Genomic DNA, 18,669 nt, shown 5'->3' on the forward strand with positions numbered 1-18,669 from the left:
CGGGATGGGTTCATCCGGCAGTGCCTCGCAGCGTTGAGCGCGGGTGCGGTCAGCCGACGGGCACGAGCTCGCGGCGGTTGGCGGCCATGATGTAGAGCGCCACCGCGAGCGCGCCGACGGCGATCGCACCCCAGATCCCGACGACCGCCCACGCGGCCCCGCCGAGGACGAGCAGCGGCGCGAAGGTCACGGCGGCGACCTCGACGGGGATGACCGGGAGGTACGCGAGCGAGAAGTCCTCGAGCGTGCGGGAGTTGAGCTTCGGATCGACGATGCGCAGCAAGGCGATGCCCGTGGCCACGGCGCCGGTCGCCCACCCCCACGTGAAGAGCTGGCGTTCGAACCAGCCGTCGCTCATCACCCGCGGGGCGACCCAGAGGCCGAGGAAGAGGCAGAGTGCGAGTCCGACGATGAAGAGGATGAGCAGCGACAGCCACTGGTCGGCGACGAAGGACGGGACGACCGAGGCGATGCCGCAGACGATGAGGACGTCGGTGGCGAGACCGGAGATCGAGTTCTGCGTCTCCTTGTCGATGAACTTCGTCGTCTTCGTGCCCGCGAGGATGCTGCGGAGGATGAGGCCGACGATGAACGCGATCGAGAAGAGCGGGAACGTCACCGACGGCATGAGCTCGCCGAGGATGAGGTTGACTCCGTACGCGGCAGCGGAGACGGTGGCGACGATTCCGGCCTGGAAGGTCAGGGATTCGATCGCGCTGCCGGAGAACATGTGGGTGCCGATGGGCGGCTTCTCCTGCTCGTGGTCGAGCACGCCGGTGCGCAGTTCGGCGGGGACCTCGCTCAGTCCCACGAACTCTTTGGCATGGCCCTTCGCGGCGCCGATCTTCGCCTGGATGATGCCGCCGATGATGCCGGTGAGCATGCCGACGGTCGCGGCGGTGAAGGCCAGCGACTGCACCGCCGGGTCACCCGCCTCGGTGAAGACCGTGCCGATCGCGGCGGCCGAGCCGAACCCGCCGGCCCACCCGGCGAAGAGGAGGAGTCCGACGGAGTCGGGAGCGCCGAGGAGGGGGCCGAGGAGGACGAGGACGAGCCCCATGCCGAGCGCCGTCTGGGTCGCATAGATGAGGACGCCGTAGCTGGCGAATCCGGCGACGGAACGGCCGATCTTGAAGATGTTGAAGTCGCTCGTCAGCGACAGGCACGCGAAGACGACGACGATGAGCAGCGAGGAGTACGTGCCCAGCTGGTCGGAGAACGGCAGCCAGCCGAGGCCGTTGGGGCCCATGAGCAGTCCGAGGAATCCGGCGATCACTCCGGCCGGGACCATCATCGTCTGCAGGACGCGGATCCGGGCGCGCAGGATGGTGCCGACGACGAGCAGCGCGCCGAGGAGGCCCGAGTCGATGAGCAGGGCGTACGGGCTGAAGGGTGTGGGATCCACGACGGGGTCTCCTTGATCAGGTCAGGACGGCACCGAGAACCGGCGCCGGGGACCCGGCGCTGGGAGCACGGTGCGGATTACTTGGCCGCGGGCAGCATCCCTGCGGCGGCGACGGCGCTGCGGACGATCTCGTCGAGTCCGTACTCGGCCTTCCAGCTCAGCTGGGCCGAGATCCGGGAGACGTCGGCGACCAGGGCGGGAGGATCCCCTGCCCGCCGCTCGCCCATCTCCGGGACGATGTCACGGCCGGTCACCTCGGCGATGGTGTCGATGACCTCCTTGACCGAGGCTCCGGTGCCCGTGCCGACGTTGAACACGGTCTCCGAGGTGTCCCCGGACTTCATGTAGTCGAGCGCGGCGATGTGGGCCTCGGCGAGGTCCTTGACGTGGACGTAGTCGCGGATGCACGTGCCGTCGGGGGTGTCGTAGTCATCGCCGAAGACGATCGGGGCCTTGCCGGCGGCGACCCGGCCGAGGACGATCGGGATGAGGTTCATCACCGCGGTGTCGGCGAGTTCGGGCCAGCCGGCGCCGGCGACGTTGAAGTAGCGCAGCTTGACGGCGTTGAACGGGACTCCGCGCATCTGCGCCGCGGTGATGGCGTTGTCGATCATCCATTCGCCGATGAGCTTCGTCTCCCCGTAGGGGTTGATCGGCCGGCACTCGAGGTCCTCAGCGACGAGGTCGACGTCGGGCATGCCGTAGGTGGCGGCGGAGGAGGAGAAGACGAGGGAGGCGATGCCGGTGCGCTCGACGGCGGCGAGGATGTTCGTCAGGCCGCCGATGTTCTGGCGGTAGTAGTGGACGGGCTGTTCGACGGATTCGCCGACCTGCTTCTTCGCCGCGAAGTGGATGATCGAGTCGATCCCGTGCTCGTCGATGGCGGCGACGAGGCGGTCCTCGGCGTCGGGGGCGGCGAGGTCGAGGTCGAGGACGGGCAGTCCGGCGACGCGATCGGCGATTCCCGTCGAGAAGTCATCGACGACGAGGACGTCGTCACCGCGTTCGGTGAGCAGGCGCACCACGTGCGAACCGATGTAGCCTGCTCCTCCGGTGACCAGTACAGCCATGAAACTCCCTCATTCGTCCCTCACCGCGGTCTCGATCTCGCGGCGATGCCGGATTAAGCTTAGTCGAGGGCACCGCCGGGACACGAAGTGCGCCTCTGACCAGTGAGGATGCTCGCTACTCAGGAGTCAGCAAGGGCTCGGTCGACGAGGTGCTCGGCGATGGCCAGCGCCGAGGTGGCACCGGGCGAGGGAGCATTGCGGACGAACATCGCCGGTCCGGCGCGATCGATGACGAAGTCGTCGACGAGCGAGCCGTCCCGGTTCATCGCCTGGGCGCGGATGCCGCGGGTGGCCCGCTGCCCGGTCGCCCCGGCCAGCTGCGGCACGTAGCGGGCCGCCTCGGCGACGAACCGCTCGGTCGAGAGCACCCCGCCGATCTCCCGGACAGCGGTGGGCAGATTGCCCGCGGCGAATCTCCAGAATCCGGCATCGGCGGCGATCGACAGCGCATCGCGCACGTTGAGGCCGAGCCCTGAGTATCCCTCCCGGGAGAACGAGAGGAACGCGTTGGGGCCGATCATCACGCCGCCGTCGATGCGGCGCGTGACGTGCACGCCGAGGAAGGGGTACTTCGGGTCGGGCACGGGGTAGATGAGCCCGTTGACGACCGCGTCGAACGCGGGATCGAGGATGAAGTACTGCCCGAAGAACGGCACCACCGACGGCTGTGCGCTCTCTCCGGACCGGGCGGCGAGGCGATCGGACTGGAGCCCGGCACACGCGATGACGGCGTCGAATTCGAGCGCGTCCTTGTCCGAGTGGACGATCGCGCGCTCTCCGGCCGGTCCGCCTCGGCGTTCGACGCGGGACACCGGGGTCGAGAACCGCACACGACCGCCGCGACGACGGAAGTCGACGACGAGCGCGTCGGTGAGGCCCGGGTAGTCGATGATCGCCGTGTGCGGGGAATGGAGCGCGGCCACACCGACGGCCTGCGGTTCGACTTCGGCCAGACCGTCGCGATCGAGCATCACGACGTCGGGGACCCCGTTGGCGATGGCCCGTTCGTGGATGGCGTGCAGCCGGCCGACCTCGACGTCGTCGGTGGCGACGACGACCTTTCCGCACTCGTCGACGGCGACACCGTGCGCGGCGGCGAAATCGCGGATGAGCTCGACGCCGCGGCGGCACAGACGCGCTTTGAGGCTGCCCGGCTCGTAGTAGAGACCGGCATGGACGACACCGGAGTTGTGCCCGGTCTGGTGCACTGCGGGCCCGTCCTCCTTCTCATAGAGGGTGACGTCGGCGGACTCATCTCGCAGGAGGAGCTCGCGGGCGACCGCCGCTCCGATGATGCCGGCCCCGATGACGGCGATGCGCCTGACCTTGCTCATCTTTCGCTCCTTTGACATGGGGACCGGCTGCCGATGGTCCCGTCGTGTGAGAGGCCGTCTTGTCCAGTGGCCTGCTGCGGACTCTAGTTGACCGTTTCCGGTAACGCGAAGGCTCCATGACTGTCATATTCCCGCAGTCTCATTGAATAACACCTGAAGTTCGCTGTGAGTGCGATGCCATCGGGTCATTCACGAGAGTATGTGAAATCGACAATTCGTATACCTCCGCTGCGCAGCCGGCATCCATCCCTGCGCCTATATGACTCTTTGACCAGGGACAACGATGAGCTGATCGGGTTCTCCTCCGGCGCAAGGCAGCTTCTTTACGGAGTAAACCATTCTGCAATGAGCGCTCGATCAATCATCGGATCACAGCCGTAGAGCGCCTGCAATATCTACTGGAAAGTATTTATAACGGAGTCATAACGTTATTTATGACGTGATGATGACGGTTTAGTGTTTCCGTAATCTCGGTGATGAACTGCCAGCCGATTGCCTTCGAGCACTCAGGGTCTGTTCAGCATCAGCATCAGAGATGATCACTGCCGAAGTGGGGGCTATGAAGACATTCCGCAACCGGGTGCGTTCCCGATACCGTGCCTCGATCGGCGCCGTCGCCGCGGCGACAGCCGTGGGGCTGACCGTTCTCATCACGTCCCCGGGCACGGCGGTGCCGATCGATCCCGATGAACTCGCCGAGGCACACGGGCAGGTCATCGACACGGACCTCATCACTGCGGATCTCCTCGACGTCTCCTCGGCGCGCAGCACCTATCCGTCGAGCCCCGAGGCCGACCACACTCCCCTCGACGTGGCGGCCCTCCAGGCCCTGAGCATTCAGCTGCCCAACGTCTCCCTCCCGCTCATCAGCGGTGAGGACGGAAATGGTCTCCTCCACCTCGGCGAGGTCGGGGCGCTCAACGCCTTCGGTCACGCACCGTCCTTCGACAGCGCCGTCGCGAGTGCCGGCGCTGTGGGACAGGACGGAGCGATCAACGTCGATCCCGACAATCCCGGCGCCTACGGCAACGCCACGGTCAGCCTCACACCGCTGCTCGAACAGCTCGGCCTCAGCGACGTCACCGACGAGGTCGTCGACGAACTCAGTCTCGAGCTCGGGGCACTGGCCTCCCGGGCCGAGGCGGATGCGGATTCGGTGACCTCCGATTACGTCGTCGCCGACGGGAAGCTCACGATCTCGAGTCCTGCGGTCAGTCGGCTCTCCGACTCCCTCGAGGTCGCGGTCGACGGGACCGGGCAGGTGCTCGATGACGCCATCGGCGACGAAGGACTCGCGTCCGAACTCGCGACGATCGGGATCGATGCGAATGTGCTGCTCGGCCGGGTCAGTGTCGGCGGAGCGGACACGAAGGTCAGTGTCGAGACCCGCGACGCCCTCAACAGCGTCGTCGAGAACGTCATCCGGGAGAAGCTCGAGGACAGGTCGGGCATCGTCTCGATCGACATCGGCAGCGGAGACATCGTGGTCGATCTCGCGAAGATCGTCGAAGGTGGCAACGGCGAGGATCTCAATGGTCTGGCACCGAACACCGAGGTGCTCACCTCGGCGACGATCACGACGATCACCGATGCCGTGGCCGATGCGCTCGGCGCACTCACCGGACGCGTCAATGACACCCTCACCGAGGCTCTCGACAACGTCCATCTCATCATCAAGCTGCCGGCCACCATCTCGCTGCTCGGGCAGACGATCACCGGTGCGGTGACCGTCGATGCGACACTCGGTCAGCTGGCGGGCACGGATGCCACGCGTCCGACTGTCACCACCGATCTGCGGATCTCCGTGCTCGGTACGACGATCGACGCCGGAGCGATCCTCAACGTCATCACGACGCCGGTCATCGACGCCGTCCTCGGGATCACCGAGCCGATCATCGGGAACATCATCACCGCGACCGCCGACGAGGTGTCGAACTCGGTGCAGGGGATCGTCGATCCGCTGCTCACTTCCCTCGATCCCGTCTTCGAGGCGCTCAACCAGGTCATCGGCGTCACGATCAACGAGCAGGTCGAGACTCCCGTGCCGCAGCGGCAGGACGCGACTCGGGCGTTCGCCGCGGCCGCCGCACCGACGGACATGTTCACCGTCAGCGCCGTGAGCCTCGAGGTTCTGCCCGGCGTCGATGCCGTCGACGTCAATCTCGCCTCGTCCTCGGTGAGGACGAGTGCGCAGGATGAGGCCGACCCCGACGCGAACACGAATGCAGCCGCCTCGGCGTCGGCCTCTGCGAGTGCCGACGACGACGGCAACCCGGCCGCCGCGGCCGCATCGGAGGCGGCCGCCAACGACGACGCGACCACGACCGCCTCGGCAGCCGCGGATCCGGATGCCGTGGCAGCCGCGGAATCCGCGGCGACCGAGGATGCCTCGTCCCAGGCATCGACGGATTCGACGACGGACGCGAGCGCGTCCTCGACGGCCGCTTCGCAGGCGGCTGCTCAGGCCGACAGCACTGACGACACGAACGCCGGTGCATCCACAGCGGCCGACGCCGATCCGGCGGCCGCAGCCCAAGCGGCCTCGACGGCCGACTCGTCCTCCGAGGCCTCCGCCGAAGCCGCCGCTGCAGCCGATGCGTCGACCGATCCCGATAGCACCGCCGACCAGTCGACCGATCCCGATACTGCGGCCACTGCCGACGCATCGACCGATCCGGACGCGGCTGCCGACCCAGATGCCGCGACCGATCCGGACGCGGCGGCTGACCCCGATGCCGCGGCTGACCCTGACGCCTCTGCAGACCCTGACGCGGCGGCTGATCAGGACTCGTCGACAGACCCGGATGCCTCCACCGATCCAGACGCTCGGCGGACCCCGACGCCTCGGCAGCTGCGACGCCTCCACCGATCCTGACGCTGCGGCCGACCCCGACGCGGCTGCTGGCGCGGACTCGTCCGCCAACGTCAATGCCGCCGCTTCCGCCTCGGCTTCGGCCAACGCTGACGCCGACGGCAACCCAGCCGCCCAGGTCGCCGCACAGGCAGCCGCCGACGAGGACGCCACCACCACCGCCTCGGCAGCAGCCGACGCCAACGCCGAAGCAGCCGCGGAATCCGCCGCCACCGAAGAGGCCACCTCGGACACCACAGCCGATGCCTCGGCGGACCCGAACGCCGCCGCGAACGAAGCCGCCCAGGCCGCCGCCACCGCTGACAACACCGACGACACGAACGCCGATCAGTCAGCAGCGGCCAACGCCGACGCCTCTTCGGCGGCCCAAGCGGCCTCGACGGCCGACTCGTCCTCCGAGGCCAGTGTCGAAGCCGCCGCAGCAGCCGATGCGTCGACCGACCCGGACGGCACCGCCGACCAGTCGACCGACCCCGATGCGTCAGCCGATCCGGAAGGATCTGCTGACCAATCAACGGACCCCGACGCGTCCACGGACCCGGATGCCTCCACTGATCCGGACGCCTCGGCGGATCCTGACACCGCGGCCGCTGCCGACGCATCGACCGACCCCGACGCGTCAACTGATCCGGATGCGTCTGCGGACCCCGAAGGATCTGCTGACCAGTCAACGGACCCCGACGCGGGATCGGATCCGGACTCGTCCGCCAACGTCAATGCCGCGGCCACGGCGTCGGCATCGGCGAGTGCCGACGACGACGGCAACCCCGCCGCTCAGGCAGCAGCCGAAGCCGCAGCCGACGAGGACGCCACCACCACCGCCTCGGCGGCGGCGAACGAGAACGCCGAAGCAGCCGCAGAGTCGGCGGCCACCGAGGATGCCTCCTCCGAAGCCTCGGCCGACGCCACCTCGGACCCGGATGCGTCGTCCGAAGCCGCCTCACAGGCAGCGGCAGAGGCCGACACGGCGGACGACGCCAACGCCGCTGCCACGGCAGCCGCCGACGCCGATCCCGCAGCCGCCGCCTCGGCGACAGCCACCGCGGACTCCGGCGCCGAAGCCTCGGCAGCAGCGGCCTCCGACGGGGACCCGAAGGGCTCATCCGAATCGGATAGCGGAGCTGCGGCCGATGCGGCACAGGCGACGTCGACCAGCACCGCCGATGCAGCGGCATCCGCGAACGCCGGTGGATCCGCTGCAGCGGAAGGAGCCGACGGAACATCCAGTGCCGGAGGATCCTCGACCTCAGGCGGTGCGAGCAGCTCAGCCGGCGGCGGGTCCTCCAGCAGCGCAGAAGCCTCGGCCGGCACCGGTGGTTCGTCGAGCGCGAGCTCGACGGCCTCCGGAGGCGGAGACCTGCCGCGGACGGGCGCCGACGGCCTGGCGGCGATGATCACCGTCGCAGCTCTGCTCGTCCTCGGCGGTGCCGCCGTCATCCTCGCCTCGCGCCGAGACAGGATATTCCGCGGCCGGCACTGATCACCGCATGAACGGTCAAGGGGTGGGTCCGACGCTCTCGCGTCGGACCCACCCCTTCCCCTCTGCCCCGATGCATCGGTGACGAACCGGCACACGGGTCGACCACCTCGGCGGATGATCCTTGAGACTCACGTCACACGGGGGTACGGTCAGAGTAACCAGAGGAGGCAGTGCCATGAGCGGAGTCAACGAGGACCACTACCAGCCGCAGACCCATGCCGGCGACATCATCGAAGTGCGTGACGAGGAGACCGGAGAGATGGTCAAGCGTCGCATCATCCTCGATGAGTTCGGCAACGGGACGAAGACGCGGCCTCTCGAAGAGGGCGAAGAGGACGAGCTGACCGAGAGCAGCTGAACCTCACCAGTGCGCGCGCACGGTCTCCGTCGGTCCGTCGACCTCGGTGAATCCTGCGTCGATGACGCTGATCGGACGGTCTGCATCAGCCCACTCGGCTTTCGTCGGCGTCACCACACGCAGGCTGAAGTCAGAGTCGCGCCAACGATCGCGCACCTCGGCGGGCATCTGCTCGAACGCGAGCTGAGCGCCGTGGGCGACCTGAGCTGCCGCCTTGCCCGTCGTCAGCGTGACCAGCGGTGAGAGTTCGATGGTGACGACCGCCTCGGCGGCGGGAATCGACGTCTCCCCATCAGCGGGGAACTCCGTGTCCCCCACCTGCAGCTTCGACAGCTCACGCGGCAGCGGTGAGACCGGACCGGGAGGGAAGACGTAGGCCTCGGCCGGGGCGAACTCCTCCGTGCCGCCGAAGCTCACGCCGACGCTGCCGAGGGCACGCGCGTCCTCGAGCTTCTTGCCGTCACCGCGCCGCACCACCTTGCGGATCGCCCCGTCGCGCCAGTACTCGACGGCGTCGAACCACTCCCCCTCCGGCTGGGTGCGCGGGTCGTCGAGGAACGTGACGACGCGCGCGCCGTCGCCTCGAGGACGTCGATATGGCGGGCGAGCGCCGTCTTCGACTTGCGGACGACGATGGGCAGGGACCACGGCACGTCATGGTCGGCCTCGTGTCGCCGCATCTGCTCAGTCATTCGCTTCCTCCGTCGTCTCGGCTGCCGCAGTGGTCGCGGACACTCCCGCATCTGCCGCTTCGACAATGACAACGTCGGGCATCGCCGCTTATTCCCGTGCACCTCTTCTCACCTCAATGGATCGGTGCCCTGCGCGGGTAGGCTGGAGTGGTGCGCGCCGATCGAGAGCTGCTCGTGGTCCTGCGCGCCGTGATCTCCGAAGAAGGATCCGATGACGCCCTCCCGTTCCCCGCAGTGGTCCGAGTCGATGCCGACCGACATCCGCAACGCCCTGTCTGCGCAGATGCGCGACGTCCTCGACATCCAGGAGGCCCGCGCCGCCGAATGCCGTGCGGCCGCCGACCGGGTGATCGCCGCACGGGCCGGACAGGACGGTGGACAGTCCGGCACTCCCGGCACCGACCGTGACGCCGGGGCGCCGACGGAGTTCGCTGCGGCACGCGCCGAGTACCGCGCCGAGCGCACGCATTGGAACGAGGGCGGACCGACGATGGCGCGGACCGAGGACGCGCACCTGCGGGTCGGCGACGTCGAGGTGCCCATCCGCATTCACCGTCCGACCACCGAGGCGGTCCTGCCGGGAATCGTCTTCCTCCATGGTGGCGGCTTCTGCCTCGGTGATCTCGACACCCACGACCGGATCGCGCGGGTCGTCGCCGCGACCTCGGGTGCCGCCGTCATCGCCGTCGACTACTCCCTCTCCCCCGAGGCGGTCTTCCCGCAGGCCCTTCTCGAATGCGCCACCGTCATCGCCCACCTCGCCCGCGATGGCCAGGACTGGGGAATCGACGGCACTCGCCTCGCCGTCGCCGGGGATTCGGCCGGGGCGATGCTCGCGCTCGGATCGGCACTGCTGCTGCGCGACGAACCCGAGCGGGTCGGCGCCGACTCGTCCTTCGCCGCGCTCCGGGCTCTCCTCCTCGTCTACGGCTCGCACGGCCTCCGCGACTCTGCGAGTCGTCGCCTCTACGGCGGAGCCTGGGACGGGATGGGGCCCGAGGTGCTCGCCGGAATCGCGAACGTTCACTACACCTCACCGGCCGACGCCGAGAGCCCGTACATCGACCACCTCGGCGCCGATCTCCGCGGTCTGCCGCCGACGTTCATCGCCGCCGCGGGCCTCGACCCGCTGCGCGACGACAGCCGCGCCCTGGCCGCCCTTCTCCAGCGCGCCGGCACCGATGTCGAATTCATCGAATACCCCCACGTGCTCCACTCGTTCCTCCACTTCGGGCGGGTCCTCGACGAGGCGAACGCGGCGCTCACGACAGCCGCGGAGTTCGCCGCGGCGCGACTCGATGCGGAGAACTGACGGCGAACGATGTATCCTTGAAGATCTTGCGATTTCGCTCGGCGAAATCCCTGCGTCGTCAGGATCACGCGACTCTGCGCCCGCACACCCCAGCTGCGGCGCATGCTCGGCGAAACCCGTTCCTCTCGGCGAACGAGAACGCGGTCCCGCGTTCGGACACCCTGCCGGGTTGCACGATTGCCGCCACCACTGCGTGGTTTCGCAGCGCGCACCTGCGCGTCGAAAGGCCACCCCATCACTTCCACAACCGCTCCGGCCCAGTCGTTCTCCGCTCTCGGAGTCCCCTCCGCCCTCGTCGACCGTCTGGCCGCCGACGGCAAGACCGAGGCCTTCCCCATCCAGCAGGACACCCTGGCCGACACTCTCGCCGGCCGCGACGTGCTCGGCCGGGGGAAGACCGGCTCGGGAAAGACCCTGGCCTTCTCCATTCCGATGGTCGCCAACCTCGCGGACACCCAGCCGGCACGACCGGGCCGAGGCCGGGCTCCGCGTGGGCTCGTCCTCGCCCCCACCCGTGAGCTCGCCACGCAGATCACCGCCGTGCTCGATCCCCTCGCCCAGGCCGCCGGCCTGACGACCACGACGATCTTCGGCGGGGTCAAGCAGAAGAAGCAGGAAGCGGCACTCAACGCGGGCGTCGACATCGTCGTCGCGTGCCCCGGGCGCCTCGAAGACCTGCTCCAACAGGACCTCGTCTCCCTCGACGACATCGAGGTCACCGTCCTCGATGAGGCCGACCACATGGCCGACATGGGCTTCCTGCCCGGCGTCACCCGCCTCCTCGCGAAGACCCCGGCCACGGGCCAGCGGATGTTCTTCTCCGCAACGCTCGACAACGACGTGGACAAGCTCGTGCGCCGGTTCCTCCACAACCAGGTGCTCCACTCCGTCGACGACCCGAGCTCGCACGTCGATGCCATGACCCACCACCTGTTCGAGGTCACCCCCGAGGACAAGGGCGACCTTGTGCACCGACTGGCCTCCGGGGCCGGACGGCGCATCCTCTTCACCCGCACGAAGCATCGGGCCAAGCGGCTCGCCCGGCTGCTCACGAAGCAGGGCATTCCCGCCGTCGACATGCACGGCAACCTCTCGCAGTCCGCCCGCGAGCGCAACCTCGCGGCCTTCGCCGACGGCGGGGTCAAGGTGCTCGTGGCCACCGACGTCGCGGCTCGCGGCGTCCACGTCGACGCCGTCGAACTCGTCGTCCACGTCGACCCTCCCACCGAGCACAAGGCCTACCTCCACCGCTCCGGTCGCACCGCGCGGGCCGGCAGCACCGGCGACGTGGTCACCATCATGACCCCGGAGGAGCGCAAGGACACCCTCGCACTGCTGCGCAAGGCGAAGATCTCCGTCAAGCCGCAGAAGGTCTCCGCCGAGTCGCCCCAGGTCGGCGAGCTCGTCGGTGAGGTCGCTGCCTTCGTCGAGCCGCAGGAAGCGAACCCGGAACGGGTCCGCGGCACGGAACCGGTCGAGACGGTGGCGTCACCGGCGAAGAAGCGTTCGTCCCGGCGTCGCCGCGGACGCCGTGGGGGAAGCGGTGGCAGCGGACAGTCGGGCGCCGCTGCGTCCTCCGAGTCGGCAGGCAGAAACCAGTCACGTGCACAGGCGCCGGCGGCGGCGCGAAGAACCGCGGGGGTTCGGGCTCCCGGAACCGCGGTCGGGGCCGCGGCGAGACGTCGGGCCGTGCTGAGACCTCGGGTCGCACGGAGTCCCGCCGCGGGGAGCAGTCCCGCCGCGGTGCCTCGGCGGGCTCCGGCCAGCGGCGGAGTGCCGCATCCCGGCGCGGGGAGTCTCAGGGCACTCGCGGGACCAGCGCTGAGACCCGCCGTCGCAATCGCTCACGCGCCGCGACCGGAGGTTCCCAGCAGGTCTACTCGACGAGCAGCTGACCCGCACCGGCCGCCACTCAGAACGTCGGCACGTCGTCGATGAGGGAGCGGGTGTACGCGTGCTGCGGGTTCTCGAGCACGGAGCCCGCGGGCCCGTAGTCGACGATCTTGCCCTTGTTGAGCACCGCGAGGTTGTCGGCGATGTGCCGCGAGAGCGCGATGTTGTGCGTGACGAAGAGCATCGCCAGCTGCCGTTCGGCGCGCAGGGAGCGCAGCAGGCCGATGATCGAGGCCTGCACGCTGACGTCGAGGGCTGAGGTGATCTCGTCGCAGACGAGCACATCGGGCGCATTGACAAGCGCTCGGGCGATCGCCGCCCGCTGCCGCTCACCACCGGAGAGGTCTCCGGGGCGCCGGTGGTAGAAGCTGCGACCCAGCCGCACCGCATCGAGTGCCTCCTCGACAGCGGCCTTCCGGCTCGCCGCCGTCCCGTCCCCGCTCATCTCCAAGGGCACCGTGAGCGACTGCCCGATCGAGCGCCTCGGATTGAGAGAGGAGAACGGGGACTGGAAGACGTACTGGATCCCGATCCGCTGCTCGTTCGTCCGCTTCCGCGTCGATTTCGCGAGTTCGACCCCGCGCAGACGCACCGCACCCGAGTAGTCGTCGTTGAGCCCGGCCACGCACCGCGACAGGGTCGTCTTGCCCGACCCCGACTCCCCCAGCAGCATCGTGCACTCCCCGGGTTCGAGGGTGAGATTGATGCCGTCGAGGATCTGCGCCTTCCCGTAGGCGAGTGCGACGTCGGCGACGTCGAGGAGCGGGGTGCTCGCCGAGGCGGCCCGCCCATCCCGGTCGACGGCCGTGACCGGGGCTGCCGCACTCGGCTCGTCGCCGATCTGCTTGTCCCCGGCGAGGTCGGGGACCGCGGCGAGCAGCATCTTCGTGTAGTCATGCGCCGGGTGTGAGAGCACTTCCTCGACCGGTCCCTCTTCGACGAGGTCGCCGCGGAGCATGACGGCCACCCGATCGGAGATGTCCTTGATGACGGCGAGGTCGTGGGTGATGTAGAGACCGGCGACATTGTTGGCCACCGTCATCTGCCGGATCGTGTCGAGGACGACGGCCTGCGTGGAGACGTCGAGGCCGGTCGTCGGCTCGTCGAGGATGAGGACGTCGGGGTACATCGCGAACGCCATGGCGATGCCGATGCGCTGCTGCTGACCGCCCGAGAGCTGGTGCGGCCACCGACTCTGATACGCCCGGTCGCCGGGCAGACCGACGTCGGTGAGCACCTCGGTGATCCGCGCCTCCCGCTCCGCCGAGGAGGACCCGAAGCCGTGGATCTCGAGGACCTCGCGGATCTGGTCGCCCACCCGCATCGCCGGGTTGAGGGAGAGAGCGGGATCCTGGGGGATGTAGGCGATCCGCGACCCCCGCAGGGCGCGGACGGCCTCCTCGCCGAGGTCGAGGACCTCGACGGCGGTGTCCTCCCCGCGCGGCCACAGACTCACCGAGCCCGAACCGTACTTCAGACCCGAGCGGAAGTGGCCCATGCAGGCGAGCCCCGCGGTCGTCTTGCCCGACCCGGACTCCCCCACCAGGCCGAGGATCTCTCCGCGGCTGAGGGCGAAGTCGACGCCGTGGAGGATCTCGTCACCGGCCATGGTGTCGATGCGCAGGTCGCTCACGCGCAGGACGATGCTCTCGTTCGGCGCGGAGTCGACGCCGGCAGCGGTGTCATTGGTCGTGGTCATCATTCCTCCACTGTCGTCGATGCGGTGGCCCGGGCGAACGAGTCCGCGAGCAGGTTGGTGCCGATGGTCAGCAGCGCGATCGCGATGACCGGCAGCAGCACGCCCCACGGCTGGATGCTCAGCGCGATGCGGTTCTCGTTGATCATCAGGCCCCAGTCGGCGGCCGGCGGCTGCAGGCCGAGTCCGAGGAAGGACAGTGAGGCGATCGCACCGATCGAATACGTCAGGCGCAGCCCCGCCTCAACGCTCAGCGGCCCGGTGATGTTGGGCAGGAGCTCACGGACGAGGAGCTTCGACCGCGGCATCGCGTACATCTCCGCGGCGAGGATGTAGTCCTCGTTGATGACATTGAGAGTGGCCGACCGGGCCACCCGGGCGATGCGCGGGGCGTGCGTGATGCCGATGACGGTGATGAGCACCCAGCCCTGCGGTCCGAGCACGGTGATCGCCAGCAGCGCGAACACGAGCTGCGGGATCGCCAGCAGGACGTCGTTGAGTCGCATGAGGATCGCGTCGAAGCGCCCGCCCACATACGCGGCGAGCATGCCGACGATCGCGCCGAGGACCATGCCGAGCGCCGTGGCGAGCACCGAGTAGATGATGAGCGTGAGCCCACCGGCGAGGAACCGGGAGAGCACGCTGCGGCCGAGGTTGTCGGTGCCGAAGAGCCCGTACGGGGAGAACGGCTTCGCGACGAACTCGGTCGCCGTCGACCCCGTCGCCCACGGCAGGAGAAGGGGACCGCAGAAGGCGAGGAGAACGATGAACGCCGTGAGCACGAGGCCGATGCGCCCCTGCTTCTGCGCGATGACGCGGCGGAAGAACGGCACATAGGTCGTCTGCGACTCCTTCGGCACCTCCGCGGCTTCGATGGCGTCGGACTTCATGTCGTCGAGGTTGCTGCTCATGCTGCGCTCCTCAGTTTCGGGTTGGTGAGGATGCCGACGATGTCTGCGGCGAGATTGACCACGACGTAGACGGCGGCGACGAGCATCGAGATCGCCTGGACGACCTGGACGTCGCGGTAGGTGACGGCGTCGATGAGCGCCTGCCCGATGCCGGGGTACCGGAAGAGGAACTCGACGACGACCACGCCGCCGGCCAGCCATGCGAGCTGGATCGCGACGACCTGGGCGACCGGACCGAGCGCATGGGGCACCGCGTGGCGGAAGATCACCCGGCGTTCGGGAACGCCCTTGAGGCGGGCCATCTCGACGAATCCGGAGTCGAGGACTTCGATCATCGTCGCCCGCATCATCCGCACGATGTAGGGGGTGACGACGAGGACGAGGGTGGCCGTGGGCAGGACGAGCTGCGCGGGAATCAGCCACACCGGCTGGCCCGGCGGGGCGAGTGTGACGGCGGGCAGGATCTGGAACACCGAGGTGGCGAAGATCGCGATGAGGCCGATGCCGATGACGAACTCGGGCATCGCGGCGAGCACGAGGCTGATGCCGGTCAGCGCCTGGTCGCGGCGGGTGCCGCGGTGCAGCGCCGAGTAGACGCCGAGGCCGATGCCCAAGGGCACGGAGATGATCGCGGCGAGCGCCATGAGGACGAAGGAGTTGCCGATCCGCGGTCCCAGCAGCTCCGAGACCGGTCCGCCGGTCGCCGTCGAGGTTCCGAAGTCGCCGACGAAGAGACCGCCGAGCCATTCGAGGTAGCGCTGCCAGGCCGGCAGGTTGAGACCGAGCTGTTCGTTGAGCGCCGCGATGCGCTCCGGGGTGGCCTGCTGGCCGAGGATCGCGCGGGCCGCATCGCCGGGCAGGAGGAGGGTGGCGCCGAAGACGATGAGGGAGACGGCGAGGAGGATGAAGGCGGAGAAGATCAGCCTGCGAATGATGACCTTGGCGAACATGTCACACCTTCCCGATCCACACGCGGTCGAAGCGCCAGCCGCCCAGGGGCCTGCCGGTCGCATTCGGTTCGAGGCCGCCGACGTACTTCTGGTAGGCGTCGACCTGGTTGGCGAAGCCCCAGATGATGTAGCCGCCGTTGTCGTAGAGGATCTTCTGCGCCTCGTGCTCGAGGTTGCGCCGCGAGGCCGGATCCGGCAGGGAGCGCGCCTCCTCGACGATCGAGGTGAAGTTCGGATCGTCCCAGTGGGTTTCGTTGAACGGCGATTCCGGCATCACACACGACACGCACTGCGGGAGGAAGTCACGCGTGTACCAGAAGTCCTGCGCGAAGTCCCACTGCAGGTAGTTCTCCCCGAAGAACGTCGTCGCATCGACCCGGCGGATGCTCACTCGGATGCCGGCGTCGGCGGCCTGCTGGGCGAAGACCTGCGCGGCTTCGACGACACCGGACTGGATCGGGGCGGTGACGAGCTCGACGTCGAGACCGTCGGGGTGCCCCGCCTCGGCGAGGAGCTGTCTGGCCTGCTCGACATCGCGCGTGCGCTGTGGGAAATCGGGGTAGTTCTCGCTGAGGGGACCGAACATGTCGTTGCCGATCGTGCCGTAGCCGGAGAGGACCTGCTCGATCATCTGCTCCCGGTCGACGACGAGGCGGAAGGCCTGCCGCACCCTGACGTCGTCGAAGGGCGGACGATCCACGCGCATCGTGAACGGCAGCCACATGCCGGTCTCGGAGTTGAGGATCGCCATCCGCTCGTCGGCGCCGATGACCTCGACGAGGGCGAGCGGGATCTGCGCGATCGCGTCGACCTGGCTCGAGAGGAGGGCGTTGATGAGAGCGTCGGAGTCGTTGAAGTTGAGCAGGTGGACGGCGTCGAGCCAGTTGCCGTCCGTGCGCCAGTAGTACTCGTTGCGTTCGAGCACGGTCGACACGGCCGCGGTGTGCGATCCGAGCTTGTACGGCCCAGAGCCGACGGGTGCGGCCGGGTCGTAGTCGCGGGGGACGATGCCGGTCGTGTACTCGGAGACGGAGTCGTCGAGGAGGCCGTTGGGTTCGCTGAGCCGGAACTCGACGGTGCGATCGCCGGTGGCGACGACCTCGTCGAGCATCGTGAAGCTCGCCGCCGCAGTCTTCGGATCATCGGGGTCGTTTATCCGCTCGAAGGTGAAGACGACGTCGTCGGGGGTGATGTCGCGCCCGTCGGAGAACTTGATCCCCTGCCGCAGCGTTGCCGTCCACACGGTCGCGTCGCCGTTGGGCTCGAAGGATTCGGCGAGCTCCGGCTGGATCTTGTAGTCGTCGGTGCGGGTGAGCAGGGAGTTGTAGAGGTTGACGGTGCGGGCGACGTCGCCGGAGTTGACGGGGATGTGCGCGTCGACGGTGTCGGCGGAGTTGCCGCCGGTGACCCCGACGCGCAGGGTGCCGCCGCGGACGGGATCGCCAGCGGAGATGTCGCCGGCCGCCGCGCCGCCTCCGCAGGCGCTGAGTCCGGCGAGCGCGGTGAGAGAGAGTCCCGCTCCCAGCGCTTGTCTTCGGTTCGGAGTGTTCATGGGCCTTCTTCCTGGAGTGGTTCGTCCTGGAGATGTTCCGCGGACCGCGGCCGCGCGGCCGGGTCCGGAGGTCGTGTCGCTGCCCGCATCGGCGCGGGCTCTGCGCCGGGGACGAGGATGTGGGCGCGGAGGAAGGTGTCGATCATCGCCAGCGCGTCGTCGTCGGTCAGGCTCATCTGGGCGGTGCTGCGAGCGACGCCGAGTCCGTCGATGAAGACGCTGAGGCTCTTGACCATGAGGTCGGTGTCGCCGTCGCGGACCTGGCCGACGCGCTGACCGGCGACGACGACGCCGCGGATGAGGTCCATCCATTTCGCGTAGACGGCGGCGAGGTTGAGGCGGGAGCGCTCATCGACGACGGCGCGGGCCCAGCTCTGGATCCAGATCGACCACACGCGGCGCACGGTGGGGTCGACTCCCGCATGGACGCGGGAGAACCGCAGGAGCACCTCGGCGGGGTCCTCGGGTTCGACGAGGTCACGGGCGGTCGCGATGATCTCGAGCGAATAGTGCAGGGCCGCCTCGAGCAGCGCGGTCTTCGTCCGGAAGTGGTAGTTGATCGCCGAGGCCGACAGGCCCGCGGCGGCGGCGATGTCGTGGACGCGCACGGCGTCGATGCCGCGGTCGGCGTAGAGCTCCCAGGCGGCGGCGACGATGCGGCGGCGATTGCGGGTGCCCTTCGACATCCACGTCGTCGACGCGTCCGGACGGGGGAGGTCATCGCCGGTGGCGGGCGGTGCGGACGCGCCCTCACCGGCCGCCTCGGTGAGCGAATGGGTGGGAGCCAGCGGTGCGGTCTGTCGCCGAGGTGCGCCCTCCTCACGCCCGAGCGTGAGCCAGTCCGTGGTGACGTCGGTGAGCTGGGCGATGCGCGTGATCTCCTCGACGCGGAACTTGCGGGTGCCGGCGAGGGACTTCGAGAGCTTGCTCGGTTCGAGACCGATGCTGCGGGCGACCTCGCTGTGGTTGATTCCCGCGTCCCGAATGGCATTGCGCACACGGGTGCCGAGGCCGGCGCGACCGCCGTGATCTGCTTCTCTGCCCTCGAACACCATCCCAGTGTGCACACCTGTTGCGATTATGGCAAGAGTTACTCTGGTTTCGCGCAGTTTTCGTGACCGGACCGCAATGTGACTTTCCCGAG

14 protein-coding genes are annotated in these 18,669 nt (G+C 68.7%); 5 read left to right on the forward strand and 9 right to left on the reverse strand.

All coding sequences use genetic code 11. The features are described from left to right. Positions 1-49: 49 nt before the first annotated feature. The 3 genes from AC2W7K_RS02875 to lhgO form a co-directional block, all read right to left on the reverse strand. Positions 50-1,405, reverse strand: a complete 1,356-nt coding sequence (locus AC2W7K_RS02875) for a sodium/glutamate symporter (protein ID WP_198499481.1) — start codon at positions 1,403-1,405, stop codon at positions 50-52. A gap of 77 nt (positions 1,406-1,482) precedes the next feature. Beyond that, a complete protein-coding gene (gene galE, locus AC2W7K_RS02880; protein WP_198499482.1) occupies positions 1,483-2,475 on the reverse strand; it encodes a UDP-glucose 4-epimerase GalE in 993 nt (330 codons plus the stop codon). Positions 2,476-2,594: 119 nt separating this feature from the next. Beyond that, positions 2,595-3,809: an L-2-hydroxyglutarate oxidase gene (lhgO, locus tag AC2W7K_RS02885; RefSeq protein ID WP_198499483.1), complete on the reverse strand. Its 1,215-nt coding sequence runs from the start codon at positions 3,807-3,809 to the stop codon at positions 2,595-2,597. A 559-nt stretch (positions 3,810-4,368) separates the two neighbouring features. On the opposite strand from lhgO, the gene AC2W7K_RS02890 reads away from it, so the two are divergent. The 3 genes from AC2W7K_RS02890 (at position 4,369) to AC2W7K_RS02900 (ending at position 8,519) form a co-directional block, all read left to right on the forward strand. Beyond that, positions 4,369-6,684, forward strand: coding sequence for a choice-of-anchor G family protein (locus AC2W7K_RS02890; RefSeq protein WP_486005732.1), 2,316 nt, complete (start codon positions 4,369-4,371; stop codon positions 6,682-6,684). Beyond that, positions 6,614-8,161 (forward strand): hypothetical protein, encoded by a 1,548-nt coding sequence (locus AC2W7K_RS02895; protein ID WP_486005733.1) that lies wholly within the window; start codon positions 6,614-6,616, stop codon positions 8,159-8,161. Before AC2W7K_RS02890 ends, AC2W7K_RS02895 begins: the two co-directional genes overlap by 71 nt. A 175-nt stretch (positions 8,162-8,336) precedes the next feature. Next, positions 8,337-8,519 carry a hypothetical protein gene (locus AC2W7K_RS02900; RefSeq protein WP_198499485.1) on the forward strand — a complete coding sequence of 61 codons (183 nt, stop codon included), beginning with the start codon at positions 8,337-8,339 and terminating at the stop codon, positions 8,517-8,519. Between the two features lie 3 nt (positions 8,520-8,522). Here the strand turns inward: AC2W7K_RS02900 and AC2W7K_RS02905 are convergent, their stop codons facing one another. After that, positions 8,523-9,167: a peptidyl-tRNA hydrolase gene (locus AC2W7K_RS02905; RefSeq protein ID WP_486005734.1), complete on the reverse strand. Its 645-nt coding sequence runs from the start codon at positions 9,165-9,167 to the stop codon at positions 8,523-8,525. A gap of 255 nt (positions 9,168-9,422) precedes the next feature. Here AC2W7K_RS02905 and AC2W7K_RS02910 point away from each other — a divergent pair, with 255 nt between their 5' ends. Both AC2W7K_RS02910 and AC2W7K_RS02915 read left to right on the forward strand, forming a co-directional pair. Further along, positions 9,423-10,523 carry an alpha/beta hydrolase fold domain-containing protein gene (locus AC2W7K_RS02910; RefSeq protein ID WP_198499487.1) on the forward strand — a complete coding sequence of 367 codons (1,101 nt, stop codon included), beginning with the start codon at positions 9,423-9,425 and terminating at the stop codon, positions 10,521-10,523. 177 nt (positions 10,524-10,700) lie between these two features. Further along, positions 10,701-12,461: a DEAD/DEAH box helicase gene (locus AC2W7K_RS02915; protein WP_486005735.1), complete on the forward strand. Its 1,761-nt coding sequence runs from the start codon at positions 10,701-10,703 to the stop codon at positions 12,459-12,461. Here the strand turns inward: AC2W7K_RS02915 and AC2W7K_RS02920 are convergent. From AC2W7K_RS02920 to AC2W7K_RS02940, 5 genes are read right to left on the reverse strand one after another with little or no spacing between them, the layout of a single operon-like run. Then, on the reverse strand, positions 12,436-14,115 hold the full coding sequence (locus tag AC2W7K_RS02920; RefSeq protein ID WP_198501036.1) for an ABC transporter ATP-binding protein: 1,680 nt from the start codon (positions 14,113-14,115) through the stop codon (positions 12,436-12,438). The two genes, AC2W7K_RS02915 and AC2W7K_RS02920, sit on opposite strands and share 26 nt — an antisense overlap. Then, positions 14,115-15,023, reverse strand: coding sequence for an ABC transporter permease (locus AC2W7K_RS02925; protein WP_198499489.1), 909 nt, complete (start codon positions 15,021-15,023; stop codon positions 14,115-14,117). Before AC2W7K_RS02925 ends, AC2W7K_RS02920 begins: the two co-directional genes overlap by 1 nt. Beyond that, entirely contained in the window at positions 15,020-15,973 is a 954-nt protein-coding gene (locus AC2W7K_RS02930) for an ABC transporter permease (RefSeq protein ID WP_198499490.1), read from the reverse strand. Before AC2W7K_RS02930 ends, AC2W7K_RS02925 begins: the two co-directional genes overlap by 4 nt. A gap of 1 nt (position 15,974) precedes the next feature. Continuing rightward, positions 15,975-17,525, reverse strand: coding sequence for an ABC transporter substrate-binding protein (locus tag AC2W7K_RS02935; protein WP_198499491.1), 1,551 nt, complete (start codon positions 17,523-17,525; stop codon positions 15,975-15,977). Then, positions 17,522-18,577, reverse strand: coding sequence for a TetR/AcrR family transcriptional regulator (locus AC2W7K_RS02940; protein ID WP_198501037.1), 1,056 nt, complete (start codon positions 18,575-18,577; stop codon positions 17,522-17,524). The genes AC2W7K_RS02935 and AC2W7K_RS02940 overlap by 4 nt, the downstream gene beginning before the upstream one ends. Between the last annotated feature and the right edge of the window lie 92 nt (positions 18,578-18,669).

It is taken from the genome of Brevibacterium sp. LAARM2_SD2 (assembly GCF_057364785.1).

Excerpts from the sequence above, each read along its gene's own strand:
- galE (WP_198499482.1), bottom strand. The coding sequence starts at position 2,475 with ATGGCTGTACTGGTCACCGGAGGAGCAGGCTACATCGGTTCGCACGTG.
- lhgO (WP_198499483.1), bottom strand. The coding sequence starts at position 3,809 with ATGAGCAAGGTCAGGCGCATCGCCGTCATCGGGGCCGGCATCATCGGA.
- AC2W7K_RS02890 (WP_486005732.1), top strand. The coding sequence starts at position 4,369 with ATGAAGACATTCCGCAACCGGGTGCGTTCCCGATACCGTGCCTCGATC.
- AC2W7K_RS02895 (WP_486005733.1), top strand. The coding sequence starts at position 6,614 with ATGCCTCCACCGATCCAGACGCTCGGCGGACCCCGACGCCTCGGCAGC.
- AC2W7K_RS02900 (WP_198499485.1), top strand. The coding sequence starts at position 8,337 with ATGAGCGGAGTCAACGAGGACCACTACCAGCCGCAGACCCATGCCGGC.
- AC2W7K_RS02910 (WP_198499487.1), top strand. The coding sequence starts at position 9,423 with ATGACGCCCTCCCGTTCCCCGCAGTGGTCCGAGTCGATGCCGACCGAC.
- AC2W7K_RS02920 (WP_198501036.1), bottom strand. The coding sequence starts at position 14,115 with ATGACCACGACCAATGACACCGCTGCCGGCGTCGACTCCGCGCCGAAC.
- AC2W7K_RS02925 (WP_198499489.1), bottom strand. The coding sequence starts at position 15,023 with ATGAGCAGCAACCTCGACGACATGAAGTCCGACGCCATCGAAGCCGCG.
- AC2W7K_RS02930 (WP_198499490.1), bottom strand. The coding sequence starts at position 15,973 with ATGTTCGCCAAGGTCATCATTCGCAGGCTGATCTTCTCCGCCTTCATC.
- AC2W7K_RS02935 (WP_198499491.1), bottom strand. The coding sequence starts at position 17,525 with ATGAACACTCCGAACCGAAGACAAGCGCTGGGAGCGGGACTCTCTCTC.